Genomic DNA, 12,182 nt, shown 5'->3' with positions numbered 1-12,182 from the left:
TAGAATTAGCCTTTAGGTTTAAAAATCAGTGCCCCGATAAAACCGAAAATGACAGCAGCCGATATACCAGAACTTGTAATTTCGAACATCCCAGTCAAGACGCCTACCAGCCCATGCTGCTCGGCTTCCTGTAACGCACCGTGGACCAGCGAGTTTCCAAAGCTGGTAATTGGAATAGTTGCACCGGCTCCTGCAAAGTCAATTAAAGGCTCATAAAGTCCAAAGCCATCAAGGATTGCTCCGATTACTACAAGCAAGCTCATCGTATGGCCAGGTGTCAATTTTGCGATATCGAACAGCAGCTGGCCAAATACACAAATCAAACCTCCGACAACAAAGGCCCAGAAAAACATTGGCAGCATTTCGTTTCCTCCTTTCTATTTCATTTCAATCGCAACAGCATGCGCAATACAAGGTATGGTTTCCTTCTGCTGGAATGAAAGCGGTGAAAGCAATGCTCCTGTTGCGACAACAAGTATCTTCCTATAAATGCCATTTTTCATTTGGTTCAATAAGTGGCCATACAAGACAGAAGCCGAACAGCCGGCACCGCTGCCGCCAGACTGAACCGGCTGATCCTCCTTATAGATCAACAGTCCGCAATCCTGAAACTTCTCTCTCGCAATTTCAAGTCCAGCCTGCTGCAGTAGGTCGTATGTAGTAGCCTGGCCAATCCTTCCGAGGTCTCCCGTAACTATTAAATCATAATAGGACGGCTGACGATTTAAATCTTTAAAGTGGGCGATGATTGTATCAGCTGCTGCTGGAGCCATCGCTCCCCCCATATTAAACGGATCCGATATCCCCATATCGACCACCTTCCCAATGGTAGCCGATGTCGTGACGATCTTCCCCCGCTTATCCGAGTTATCTGTCAGCACTGCCGCCCCTGCTCCTGTCACTGTCCATTGTGCCGTCGGAGGCTTTTGCCCGCCATATTCTGTCGGGTATCTGAACTGTTTTTCCGCTGCAGAGTTGTGGCTGGATGCGCCCGTTACCACCTTTTTTGCTCCTTGATAGTTGATGATAAAGGATGCAAGCGCAAGTCCCTCCATTGATGTGGAGCATGCGCCAAAAAGTCCGAAATAAGGAATTGCCATTGTCCTTGCAGTAAAGCTGGTAGGTGTGATTTGATTAATCAGATCGCCAGCCAGCATGAATTGCATATCTTCCTTTTGGAATTCCCCTTTTTGCAATGCCGAATTGATTGCCTCTTCAAGCAAGACTCGATGAGCTTTCTCATACGATTCTTCCCCCATCCAAAGATCGTCATGGAGGACATCGAAATCTGCCGCAAGCTTCCCTTCCGCCTCAAAGGGACCTCCAGATGAACCCCAGGATTCAATGACCGGGCTATTGTTGAATTGCCATGACTGCTTTCCAGTCAACATTTAAAGCACCCCCATCATTGTCAATAAAGTCTTAATCAGCGCAACGACAAAAGCTGCAAAGACGCCAAACAATATGACGCTCCCGGCCAGCTTGAACATATTTCCCCCAACTCCGAGGACAAAGCCTTCCGTCCTGTGTTCAATCGCTGCCGAGATGACCGAATTCCCGAATCCAGTCACCGGCACAGCACTGCCTGCCCCGGCAAATTGGCCGATATGGTCATACACTCCGAAACCTGTCAACAGCATTGAAAGGAAAATCATCGTCGCTACAGTCGGGTTCCCGGCTGTCTGTTCGGTAAAATCAAAGAAGTATATATAAAAATAAGTGATCGCTTGTCCAATTGTGCAAATCAGTCCGCCAACCAAAAATGCCTTTATACAATTTTTCAATACAGGCCGCTTGAGTTCGTGCTTTTGTTCAAGCTGCTGATACTGCTGCTGTTCTGGAGTCATCTTTTGCTTCTTTTTATCCCCCATCTCACCCATCCTTTCTTAAGTCATTTCTTTTTTCAATGAAATAATCCGCTGCAATTCTTTTTCTGCTTTCTTATCAGGATAGGCCGGATCTTTCATTCTTTCACGCAGCTCGACCGCTTCAATAAAGATCTTGAAATCACTAGAAACAATGAAATTCTCGCCAGGATAATTTTTTTCCAGCTTCTTATTAATTTCCTTTTCGATCGCTTTCATGTTAAACCGCTTCATATGCTTTACTTTGTATGCAACCAGCGTATCTTTTTTACCAGCGATAACGGCGACATCGAAAATCTCATCAAGTCCAGCAATATCTTTTTTCACCCTCGCAGCAAGCTCGAGATCCTTTTCCTCAAGATCATTTGTCGCTCCCGGATCAGGATTGACCGACTGGATCATGGACGCCCTGCTCTCCGGGGATGTCTTTCCGAAGGAACATCCAGCAATACCGGTTACAAGCATCGTCAGTACTGCGATAATTTTGATTGTCTGTTTTATATTCATCCTTAATCCCCTTCTATGATTCATCTGATTGGTTAAAATTATTTTCCACGTCCAAAACCTAATTTATGAATTTTTTATTGCGGGTTTTATTTCCATATCATTGTAAGGACAAGTTTAATATCCCCCAGCTTTCACACCCTGAATACAAAAATCGCCTGCCAGTTGTTTGGCAGACGATGAATTTATGCTTTCTTTCTCTTTTTGCCGCAGCCACATCCGCCTTTTCTGCGTACCCGGCGGCGGGTTGAGGCTGTTTTGCTTTTAGTGCTTTCTTCGTTTGGATTGCTGCTATTTGGTTTTTGCTTTTCCTCCATGATGACAACCCCTTCATTAAGAGTCCATATGATAGTCTATGAACAAGTCTCATCAGGGGTTCTGGACGGTCTCACTAATTCCTGCTGGTTAATCCTTAATCAGGACATGTTGTATAATGGAGGCCATCCCGGCAATAGCCAGTATGGTGATAACCGGCATCGCAAGCAGAGGATACAACAAATATCCAAAATACAAAAATGCTGCTGCCCAAATGCCGGTGCACCAATGGCAGCTTAACAGCTCACCGATCCAATACCTCAAACCTGCACCTTTAATTTCTATATAGGTTTCCGTGCTACCATCCTCAAGCGTTTCCACCACTGTTTCGTGGAATGGCTGACGGAGAAATTCAGTAATCACGTCGTATACAATGAGTCTCGTCAGGCGAAAGCTCGCCATCCCCAGAAGAAATAAATCCAGCCAATTACCCATATTCTCACCCACCTGTATTATTGGATTCAATACAGCTTATGCTGGGCAATTTCCTATGGATAGGCACGAGCCTGTCCGCTTCTGTCATAAATTTTTGTTGCAACGTGTTGAAAATTAGACAAACACCCACACCATTAGGAGGGCGATTCATATTCTATTAAGGACAATAGGTCATATCAACAAAAAGGAGATGAACTTATTATGGGTTGCAGAAATAAGAAACATGATGGCGATAGCTGTGTATGCGAAGTCCTCAGAGCAGTAGCAGATGCACAGGACGAAGTGGATGTAGACAATGATTGTGATGTAAGCTGTCATAAATCTATCCAGGAATTGCTTGCAGGTGCACAAACTCCTACGACAGATTTGGATACAATCCCGTTAATTTTATATTGCGGTGACTGCCAACCATTCGAAGGATTTGGAACTCGCATCCGCACAACAAATGGTAATGGTCCACAAATGCTTGACTGCTTCAACTCTTTCTTCTTCCGTGTAACTTCCGTGGATGATAACTGCTGCGCAAAGCTTGAGTTGCTGGCTACACGGGGAGGAAATCCTGAAGATAGCACTCCTTGCGAGCAAATCACAACTGGCGGATCTAGAAATGAATTCTTCAGAACAGGAATCTGCCTCACTGTAGACTTGGATTGCTTCTGTGCAGTCACATGCCTTGACCCGGTTGCAGCTTTACCACTTTCAAGCCTTCCTGGCAATACAAAATAACAAAGGCTGGAAAATCAGGCTTACCTAAATGGTAAGCCTATTTTTATAACCCAACCCTCTTGATATCGATTAAATCCTCTTTCGGGATGCTGACACTTTTCTTCCTCGGAGTTACAGATTGGATGAACAATACTTCCCCCTTCAATTCGATAAAATAACCTTTATATGACCTTCCCATGGTAATGAATTCGTATTTCACCTTAGCTACAGATGCGGGGACAAGCTTTAAATGTTTAATTTTTTCCTCTAGTGTATAATCATTGAAACTTCTCTTCCCTCGGTTCTTGGACTGGTCAGATTGGATGTCTTCTTCCTCTTCTGCTTGGTGATTGACTTCCTCTTCAGATGATTCTTTTGCGTCAAGATTTATTTCATCAGTTACTGGGCTATCATCGTGGTCTTCCAGAATTTCAGACGTATCGGGTTCATTTTTAATACTATATTTATTTTGCATTTCGGGTTGTGGCAGATCAATAACAGGCTGATTGATGTAAAACAAAGGAGATTGCTTACGACTTCGCTTCCTTCCCATTTACGGCACCTCCATAACTTCGCTCACCCTATATGTATGCGGCCGCCCAGGATAGGTGCCGGAATCGTCTATGGAATTGGTTGAAAGAAATTATAAATCGAGAAAATAAATAAGGCCCGCTCATGTGGCGGGCCAGATGTTTCTATAAGATATGGAATCCAGAATCAACGTGGATGTTTTCGCCAGTGATTCCTCTGGACATATCACTGAAAAGGAATACAGCTGTATCGCCGACTTCTTCTGGAGTCGTATTGCGTCGAAGCGGAGCTTTCTCTTCAATTTCCTTCAAAATCGAGTTGAAATCACTTACGCCTTTAGCAGATAGTGTGCGGATAGGGCCTGCTGAAATCGAGTTAACACGGATATTGTGTTTTCCTAAATCGGCAGCAAGATAGCGGACACTTGCATCAAGTGATGCTTTTGCCACTCCCATGACATTGTAATTCTGGATCGCACGCTCTCCGCCCAGATAAGTCAAGGTCACGATGCTTCCGCCTTCTGCCATCAGTTCCTTCGCTTCCTTGGCAACAGCAGTCAGTGAGTATGCACTGATGTTATGAGCCAGAAGGAAACCATCGCGTGTTACATTCAAATAGTCCCCCTGCAGTTCTTCCTTGTTCGCGAATGCGATACAGTGGGCAACACCGTAAATCGAACCTGCTGCCTCCTTAATTTCTTTAAAGCATTTCGCTACATCTTCGTCACTTGTAACGTCACATGGCAAAACTAAATAGTTTTGATCAAGTGATTCGGCAAGTTCGCGGACACTTTTCTCCAGACGCTCACCGGCATAAGTGAAAATTAAATTCGCCCCGGCATTGTGGAGAGATTGAGCAATACCCCAGGCGATGCTCCTTTTATTGGCTACACCCATTACTACATATGTTTTACCGTTCAATGAAAGAGTCATTTTTAAAATATCCCCCTGTTAATACAAGTTATTAGTACCTAGTGCTAATTCTACACCATATTTTTTCATTTGAAAAGGAAAACCCGCCGGGAAGGCGGGTTTAGTTTCAAATCAGCACCAAAAACAGAATTCGAGTTCCCTTTTCAGTTCATCGACATATTCCTTTGATCCTGTAACAATCAAACGGTCATTCAGCCTCAGCTCGGTATCTCCATGAGGCACGATCGATTCATTTTCACGAAGGATCCTGACAAAGATGACATCTCCGGTGAATGGAAAACGCCTTAGTGTCATACCGTCAAAGTGATCATTGAGCATTCTGATTTCATGCAGGGAATTTTCCTGATGCGTCAAAATGGTCATGACTCCTGGTGATTCAATCATTGCACGCAGCAGCGACTCAGTTGAACGGAGGACAGAGAATACTTCAATTCCCTCTTCTTGGGCTTGCTCAGCAAGGTCTGGACTTTCAATCCTCGCGATGACCCGTTCAACTCCACGTTCTTTTGCGCTGACCGCGATGGTCGCATTGAGATCGGGATCTCCCGTAGAGATTACAATGATATCCGCATCATACACTTCAACCTTATCGAGTGTATCAATATCATAATTCTCAATTTCAACGATTTCAAAAACAGTGTCAGCTAATTTTTCCGCTTTATCCTGTTTCGTATGATAAATAACCGGTTCGTATAAAGAAGATTGAAGTGCTCTTGATACGGGAAGTGTCATCTGGTTGGCGCCAATAAACGCCACCTTTACTTTAATTTCCTCTGCTTTTTCTTCAGGGAACAACTTTTTGAATAAAATTGGCGTCAAAACACTGGAGATGACTGCCACCAGAATCAGTGTTCCGCTCATCTGAGGCGAGATCATTTCCATTCTTTCACCAATCGTTGCTGCAGCAATGACGAGTGACAATGTGGAGGTCAACAGGAAGCCAGCCGCGAGAACCGTCTTTGTGTCGTACCATTTTTTCAAAAGATATACTGGAACCATTTTTGACAAAAACAAAGCCAAAAGTAATAGCGGTATCAATAATAAGAGCTTTTTTTCAGTGAACAGGGACCATAAATCGAGTTCGACACCCACCATTACGAAAAAGATGGGAATCAGGAAGCCATAACCAAATGAATCAAGTTTATGGACCATTTCCTGGTCCGGTGCCAGCAGGGAAACAAGGACACCTGCAAGGAATGCTCCCAGGATATTTTCCGCGCCAACCGTTTCTGAGATGGCAACCAGTAAAATGATCAAGGCAAAAACCGCACGGGTGCCAATTTGTGTGGTACCTGTAGACAATGCATTAATGAATGTCCTATTTTTGAAGGATCTGCCGATGAAATAAAGTGCTACACCAGCAGCAAAAAGCACGAGCAGCAGCCATGTATTGCCACCGCCAGTATCATAAAGGGATACAAAGACAGCAAGCAGGATCATGGTGGCAAGGTCTGCAATGACAGCAACCAATAAGATGATCTGCCCTATATTCGTTTTCATTAAATGCGCGTCCTTTAGAGTAGGAACTACCACTCCAAGAGAGATTGTCGAGATGATCAAGGTCATCAAAAATACATTCTCAATGAAACCTGCAAGCACGAATAAATACGACAATCCAAGAGAGGCAATGAATATCCCGACAAATATGACAGAAGCGACGACAAACGTATTTGGTTCTTTTTTGCTGTTGGATTTTGCTCTGCCTTTATTTTTCCCGCTGGAGAATGCAGTGAAGTCAATCTCCAACCCACTCAAAAACATCAGGAACAAGAATCCCAGGGTGGAAAGTGTGCTGAGCCATGCATCCTCATGGACAATGTTGAAGCCGCTTTTACCGATAAGCAAACCCATGATGATTTCAGCTACAACGACGGGTATGAAACTCAATTTTAAGCGGTGCAATATAATAGGTGTTAAAAATGCAACAATAATGACGATTACCAGTGATGTAATCGAAGCATGCTGTTCCATCCGCTCCCTCCTTTTTATAAAAGAATGACGTAAAACAAAGATTTTTTGCATTACACAAAGTTCGACTAATCACTAAGTAAGATAACTCATAAAAGCTGTAGCAATTCCAAAATAAATCAAAATACTAATAATATCATTGATGGTTGTGATAAAGGGGCCTGATGCAACTGCAGGGTCAATTTTCAACCTGTGCATCAGCAGCGGAACAAGCGAACCGGCCAGTGTCGCGAAAATCAGTGTAACAAAGATCGATATGCCGACTAAAACCCCAAGAAAAAATTCGCCTTTCCAAAAATAAACGACAAATGCAACCAGGATCCCGCATACAGCACCGGTTATCAAACCTGTACCAGCTTCCCTAATGATAATGCTCCATTTGTTTTCTTTTTCAAGGTCTCCAGTAGCAATTCCCCTGACTGCTACTGCCAGGGCCTGTGTTCCGGTGTTGCCAGCCATCCCGGCAATCAAAGGAATAAATACAGCCAAAATTGCAACCTTATCCAATGTATCCTCAAACCTTCCAATCAGACTCGCTGTGAACATCCCTAAAAACAGTAAAATGATCAGCCAAGGCAGCCGCTTCTTGGCGGCAGTAAATGGATTTCGGTCGACCGTGTCAAGATCTGCAATACCCGCCAGCTTAGAGTAGTCATCCGACGCTTCTTCTTCCATAACGTCAATGATGTCATCGACCGTTATGATTCCAAGGAGATGGTTTTGAAAATCAATGACAGGAAGGGCAAGGAAGTTGTAATCACGCATCATCCGCGCTACTTCTTCCTGGTCCTCTCCTACTGAAACGGAGACTACCCGATCATTCATCACTTCACCGATCATCGTCTCGTCATCCGCCACGATCAAATCTCTCAAGGAAATGACCCCAGCCAGTCTCTTCTCCTCATCGACAACAAAAATATAATAAATCGTCTCAGCCCTGGGTGCTTCTTTTTTCAGGATATACATGGCCGATCTGACCGTCTGGTTGGCAGAAATCGCAATGAATTCTGTCGTCATGATACTTCCTGCTGTGTATTCTTCATAATGCAGCAAGTCCTTGATTTCCTGTGCTGCTTCCTCATCCATGATTGTCAAATAACTGGCAACCTGGTCTTTGTCAAGCTCATTCAAGACATCCACCGCGTCATCGGCATACATATTTGACAGCATGTCGGCCGCGTAATTCGGATTCATCTGCGCCAATACATCCTTAAAATCCTCTTCATCCGCTTCCAGGTTCTCGAACAGATCAGCCATCTCTTCAGGTGAGAGAAAATTATAAACTTTCGCACGATCTTCGTCATCAAGTTCACTGAAAAATTCAGCCTGGTCATATGGATGCAGGTCTAAAAATTCCTCACGAAAATCATCAATTTTTTCAGAGTAAAGTGCTTCCAACAGCAATTCAGAATTAATTTGCTGCCTGGATGCTGATTCTTGACGTTCTTCAGACATCCACCTTACCCCCTTTCCTTTAGTACATTTCATTATACTAGCATTTATTGAAATCTTTGTCTTTTATCTTCTCTTTTTCATGTGAAATTAAAATGGGTAATATAAATTTGCCTTTTCTATAACATTCCCTTTTTTAAATTTAAACTTGTCTTTTTTTCGGCAGCGGGAATGATAAAAGATAAAAGGAGGATTGCTCCATGAAACTAGACATTATTGGCGATATTCACGGCTGTTATGCTGAATTTGAAAAGCTTACCCAACAGCTTGGATATGACTGGGATTCTGGTCTACCGATCCACCCCGATGGCCGGAAGCTTGCTTTTGTCGGCGACCTGACAGACCGGGGACCGGAATCGCTGAAAACCGCTGAGCTGGTTTGGGAACTTGTCGTGAAAAAAAAGGCCGCTTATTATGTTCCTGGAAACCATTGCAATAAGCTGTATCGATATCTTTTGGGCAATAAAGTACAGACTACTCACGGGCTTGAGACTACGGTTGCTGAATTTCTGTCACTGAGTACTGGACAGAAAAATTCATTCCGGGATAAATTTTTGAGTTTATATGACTCAGCGCCTTTGTACCATGTACTAAATGAAGGACGTCTTGTCATCGCCCATGCAGGAATCCGCGAAGATTACATAGGGAAAAACAATTCAAAAGTTAAAACGTTTGTCCTTTATGGTGATATCACCGGCCAGAACAATCAAGACGGGACTCCCGTACGGCGTGATTGGGCGAAGAATTATCAAGGGAAGGCGGTCATCGTTTATGGCCATACACCTGTAAAGGAGCCGAGAATCCTGAATAATACCTATAATATAGATACAGGCGCTGTTTTTGGCGGTAAACTGTCAGCTCTTCGTTATCCTGAAATGGAATTAATGTGCGTTCCATCCACCATGCCTTTTGTACCCGAAAAATTCAGGGAGATATAATAATTACCCAAATAAAAAACGAGCTAACCACGGGAATGGTGGTTAGCTTTGTTCTTTATTTTCCAATAAACATTTGTGTCCAATAATTACCTTGTGTTGTATGGCCTACACCGATATGGGTGTAATTCGGGCTTAAGATGTTTTTTCGGTGTCCTTCGCTGTTCATCCATGCATTGACGACTTCTTCAGCACTTTGCTGTCCCATTGCGATGTTCTCTCCAGCTGAATTATAAGAAACGCCGAAGTCCCTCATCATATCGAATGGTGATCCATAGGTAGGGCTTGTATGCGAGAAATAATTCTTCGCCTGCATATCATTTGATTTTTCCTGTGCAACATTACTTAAAGCTGTATCGGGCTGCAGGTTTGGCAGACCATTTTTACGACGCTGTTCATTCGTCAGGTCAATGACTTTTGATTCAAAATCACTGATCTCGGTCCCACTTGGCGCTGCCTTTTGCTCTGGAGCTGGGGCAGCCTCCTGCTGTGGTGCTGGTCTTTCTTGTGGTGCTGGTGCAGCTTCCTGTTCAGGTGCCTGTTTTTCTTGTGGTGCTGGTGCAGCTTCCTGTTCAGGTGCCTGTCGTTCTTGTGGTGCTGGTGCTGGGGCTGCTCCTTGCTCAGGTACAGGCGCTGGCGCAGGTGCAGCTCCTTGCTGAGGTGCTGGTGCTCCCTGTTCAGGTGCTGGTGCTTCTTGCTGTGGCGCAGGAGCGGTTCCTTCCGTTGGTGCAGGAATCCCTCCCCTTTGAAAATCAGGAAGTTCAACGTCGGTGCGGCGCTGCAGATCTGCAAGCATTTTATCCAGATCGGCCTGCTGTCCTTCTGTAAGTGTCAATCTACCTTGCATCATTTCTGTATGAGGATATTTTGAACTTGGAATCCCAGTACTGTATGAGTTAGGGTCGACTGTAATATACCCATCAGGCATTTGCATGATTTCACTTGTTCCATTCATGCCATTTTGGTTAATCTTAGGTCCTTTTGTATTTCCTTTAGCAGCATTTATTTCAGCTCTTCTTCTTTGCTGCTTCATTCTGTTCGCATCATTATCCCAATAACTTGCCTGGTCTTTCCCCAGGGTGGTCACCCTGTTGTCACGCGTATCCATCGCTTCATTGTTATTGTTGCATGCTGCAAGGCCTAATACCATGACAGCAGATACTGCCATAATTTTTCCGTGTTTATAGATGTTCAAGTGCTGCTTCCTCCTTCATCTTTCATTTATTACTTCTATATCCTTTGATTTTTTGCGTGGAATTATCTGATGAAATATTTGAGAGAAATGTAAAAAGGCAAATCGCTTTTATAACGATTTGCCTTCTTTCAGCACTTCCTGCATATCCTTGGGGAGACTTGCGGTAAAATGCATTTCTTTATGTAAAAAAGGGTGGGTGAAAAGGAGTTCCCGGCAGTGCAATGCTTGTCTCGTTATTTTACTTTTATTGCCCCCATATAAAGTATCCCCGAGCAGCGGATGGCCAATAAAGCTCATGTGTACTCGGATTTGATGGGTTCTCCCGGTCTTTAGCCTGAGGTGTAGATGAGTGAAGGCACGATAACGTTCTCCAACCTTGTAGAGAGTACAAGCGTATTGACCATTGGGATGCACTTCTCGTTCGATGATGCTGTCGGGTTTCCTAGCAATCGGGGCTTCAATTGTTCCCTCATCCTTTTCGACGATTCCTTCGGCAAATGCCTCATAGCTCCGATTAACACCGCCAGAACGCTGCTGCTTGCTGAGTAAATGATGGACATGACTATGTTTTGCAATCAGGACCAGCCCTGAAGTATCCCTGTCAAGCCTGGTAACAATATGGGTAGTCGCAGATATTTCGTGATCTTCATAATACCCGATCAGCCCGTTCGCCAGACTGCCAAAAGGATGCTCCCTTGAAGGGATCGTATTCATGCCAGAAGGCTTATTGACCACCAGTAAATATTCATCCTCATAGATAATTGAAAGAGAAATCTTTTCTCCCTTCATCCCCTCAGACGGAATTTCAGGAGGGAAGTCAATTCTGACTCGATCATCAGCCTTCATTATGTACCTGACATTCACTTCCTGGTCATTTACGGAAATTAATCCGCCCTTAAACTTAATATCAGTCAGAGCCGATTTAGAGATTTCCATCTGTTTGAGAAAATCCCTGAGCATCTTTCCCTCGTCAGAAATCCCGGCAGTAAAGTCCAATGTGAAGTTTTTCGCCATATCAACGGCTCCTGTCTTCGTTGTTTCGTTTATGTTGTGTCATTATGTCCCATGGTTAAAATTAAATCCGGTTTCTTAGACATTTCAGTCATCCTCAAAGTTGAAAACGTCCATTAAAACGGGTTTCTTAGACATTTTGAGCATGCTCGAGCGTTGAAATGTTCATTAAGATGGGTTGCTTAGACATTCTGGCCGTGCTCTTGCGTAAAAATGTCCATTAAAACAGGTTTCTTAGACATTTCAGCCTTGCTCGGACATTAAAATGTCCATTAAAACAGGTTTCTTAGACATTTCGGCCGTGCTCTTGCGTAAAAATGTCCATTAAAACCGG

General features: G+C 43.8%; 14 protein-coding genes. 2 read left to right on the top strand and 12 right to left on the bottom strand.

Annotated elements, in window-relative coordinates; genetic code table 11:
* Positions 1 to 5: 5 nt before the first annotated feature.
* The 6 genes from spoVAE to J7E38_RS04475 form a co-directional block, all read right to left on the bottom strand.
* A complete protein-coding gene (gene spoVAE, locus J7E38_RS04495) occupies positions 6 to 362 on the bottom strand; it encodes a stage V sporulation protein AE (protein WP_144474587.1) in 357 nt (118 codons plus the stop codon).
* 15 nt (positions 363 to 377) lie between these two features.
* Positions 378 to 1,391: a stage V sporulation protein AD gene (spoVAD, locus tag J7E38_RS04490; RefSeq protein WP_214704857.1), complete on the bottom strand. Its 1,014-nt coding sequence runs from the start codon at positions 1,389 to 1,391 to the stop codon at positions 378 to 380.
* Complete coding sequence (gene spoVAC / locus J7E38_RS04485; RefSeq protein ID WP_144474585.1) at positions 1,392 to 1,871, bottom strand: stage V sporulation protein AC; 480 nt, start codon at positions 1,869 to 1,871, stop codon at positions 1,392 to 1,394.
* A gap of 15 nt (positions 1,872 to 1,886) precedes the next feature.
* Complete coding sequence (locus tag J7E38_RS04480; protein WP_214704858.1) at positions 1,887 to 2,372, bottom strand: YhcN/YlaJ family sporulation lipoprotein; 486 nt, start codon at positions 2,370 to 2,372, stop codon at positions 1,887 to 1,889.
* 182 nt (positions 2,373 to 2,554) lie between these two features.
* Positions 2,555 to 2,686: a hypothetical protein gene (locus J7E38_RS24040; protein ID WP_285291705.1), complete on the bottom strand. Its 132-nt coding sequence runs from the start codon at positions 2,684 to 2,686 to the stop codon at positions 2,555 to 2,557.
* Between the two features lie 88 nt (positions 2,687 to 2,774).
* Positions 2,775 to 3,119 (bottom strand): DUF1360 domain-containing protein, encoded by a 345-nt coding sequence (locus J7E38_RS04475; RefSeq protein WP_214704859.1) that lies wholly within the window; start codon positions 3,117 to 3,119, stop codon positions 2,775 to 2,777.
* 201 nt (positions 3,120 to 3,320) lie between these two features.
* On the opposite strand from J7E38_RS04475, the gene J7E38_RS04470 reads away from it, so the two are divergent.
* Positions 3,321 to 3,845, top strand: coding sequence for a CotY/CotZ family spore coat protein (locus tag J7E38_RS04470; protein ID WP_214704860.1), 525 nt, complete (start codon positions 3,321 to 3,323; stop codon positions 3,843 to 3,845).
* Positions 3,846 to 3,888: 43 nt separating this feature from the next.
* On the opposite strand, the gene J7E38_RS04465 is transcribed toward J7E38_RS04470, so the two are convergent.
* The 4 genes from J7E38_RS04465 to mgtE all read right to left on the bottom strand — a co-directional run bounded on the left by J7E38_RS04465 (position 3,889) and on the right by mgtE (position 8,710).
* Positions 3,889 to 4,377, bottom strand: coding sequence for a CotO family spore coat protein (locus tag J7E38_RS04465; protein WP_214704861.1), 489 nt, complete (start codon positions 4,375 to 4,377; stop codon positions 3,889 to 3,891).
* 142 nt (positions 4,378 to 4,519) lie between these two features.
* Positions 4,520 to 5,287 carry an enoyl-ACP reductase FabI gene (gene fabI / locus J7E38_RS04460; protein ID WP_214704862.1) on the bottom strand — a complete coding sequence of 256 codons (768 nt, stop codon included), beginning with the start codon at positions 5,285 to 5,287 and terminating at the stop codon, positions 4,520 to 4,522.
* A 111-nt stretch (positions 5,288 to 5,398) separates the two neighbouring features.
* Positions 5,399 to 7,258, bottom strand: a complete 1,860-nt coding sequence (locus J7E38_RS04455) for a monovalent cation:proton antiporter family protein (RefSeq protein ID WP_214704863.1) — start codon at positions 7,256 to 7,258, stop codon at positions 5,399 to 5,401.
* A 72-nt stretch (positions 7,259 to 7,330) separates the two neighbouring features.
* Entirely contained in the window at positions 7,331 to 8,710 is a 1,380-nt protein-coding gene (mgtE, locus tag J7E38_RS04450) for a magnesium transporter (protein ID WP_214704864.1), read from the bottom strand.
* Positions 8,711 to 8,907: 197 nt separating this feature from the next.
* Between mgtE and prpE the strand changes: the two genes are divergently transcribed.
* The gene (gene prpE, locus J7E38_RS04445; RefSeq protein ID WP_214704865.1) at positions 8,908 to 9,645 is read left to right on the top strand and encodes a bis(5'-nucleosyl)-tetraphosphatase PrpE; all 738 of its coding nucleotides are present in this window, start codon (positions 8,908 to 8,910) and stop codon (positions 9,643 to 9,645) included.
* A gap of 55 nt (positions 9,646 to 9,700) precedes the next feature.
* Here the strand turns inward: prpE and J7E38_RS24275 are convergent, their stop codons facing one another.
* Both J7E38_RS24275 and J7E38_RS04435 read right to left on the bottom strand, forming a co-directional pair.
* The gene (locus J7E38_RS24275; RefSeq protein WP_214704866.1) at positions 9,701 to 10,837 is read right to left on the bottom strand and encodes a CAP domain-containing protein; all 1,137 of its coding nucleotides are present in this window, start codon (positions 10,835 to 10,837) and stop codon (positions 9,701 to 9,703) included.
* A 108-nt stretch (positions 10,838 to 10,945) separates the two neighbouring features.
* Positions 10,946 to 11,851, bottom strand: coding sequence for an RluA family pseudouridine synthase (locus tag J7E38_RS04435; protein WP_214704867.1), 906 nt, complete (start codon positions 11,849 to 11,851; stop codon positions 10,946 to 10,948).
* Positions 11,852 to 12,182: the final 331 nt, after the last annotated feature.

Origin of the sequence: Bacillus sp. ISL-35 (genome assembly GCF_018613355.1) — a bacterium.
GTDB lineage: Bacteria > Bacillota > Bacilli > Bacillales > Cytobacillaceae > Mesobacillus.
Note: the sequence above shows the minus strand (reverse complement) of the source record. Positions and strands in the feature narration are given on the sequence as shown.

What these genes read in the sequence shown, in the direction of transcription:
- J7E38_RS04480 (WP_214704858.1), bottom strand. Translation starts at nt 2,372, where the DNA reads ATGAATATAAAACAGACAATCAAAATTATCGCAGTACTGACGATGCTT.
- J7E38_RS04455 (WP_214704863.1), bottom strand. Translation starts at nt 7,258, where the DNA reads ATGGAACAGCATGCTTCGATTACATCACTGGTAATCGTCATTATTGTT.
- prpE (WP_214704865.1), top strand. Translation starts at nt 8,908, where the DNA reads ATGAAACTAGACATTATTGGCGATATTCACGGCTGTTATGCTGAATTT.
- spoVAD (WP_214704857.1), bottom strand. Translation starts at nt 1,391, where the DNA reads ATGTTGACTGGAAAGCAGTCATGGCAATTCAACAATAGCCCGGTCATT.
- fabI (WP_214704862.1), bottom strand. Translation starts at nt 5,287, where the DNA reads ATGACTCTTTCATTGAACGGTAAAACATATGTAGTAATGGGTGTAGCC.
- J7E38_RS04470 (WP_214704860.1), top strand. Translation starts at nt 3,321, where the DNA reads ATGGGTTGCAGAAATAAGAAACATGATGGCGATAGCTGTGTATGCGAA.
- spoVAC (WP_144474585.1), bottom strand. Translation starts at nt 1,871, where the DNA reads ATGGGGGATAAAAAGAAGCAAAAGATGACTCCAGAACAGCAGCAGTAT.
- J7E38_RS04465 (WP_214704861.1), bottom strand. Translation starts at nt 4,377, where the DNA reads ATGGGAAGGAAGCGAAGTCGTAAGCAATCTCCTTTGTTTTACATCAAT.
- spoVAE (WP_144474587.1), bottom strand. Translation starts at nt 362, where the DNA reads ATGCTGCCAATGTTTTTCTGGGCCTTTGTTGTCGGAGGTTTGATTTGT.
- J7E38_RS24040 (WP_285291705.1), bottom strand. Translation starts at nt 2,686, where the DNA reads ATGGAGGAAAAGCAAAAACCAAATAGCAGCAATCCAAACGAAGAAAGC.
- J7E38_RS04475 (WP_214704859.1), bottom strand. Translation starts at nt 3,119, where the DNA reads ATGGGTAATTGGCTGGATTTATTTCTTCTGGGGATGGCGAGCTTTCGC.
- J7E38_RS04435 (WP_214704867.1), bottom strand. Translation starts at nt 11,851, where the DNA reads ATGGCGAAAAACTTCACATTGGACTTTACTGCCGGGATTTCTGACGAG.
- mgtE (WP_214704864.1), bottom strand. Translation starts at nt 8,710, where the DNA reads ATGTCTGAAGAACGTCAAGAATCAGCATCCAGGCAGCAAATTAATTCT.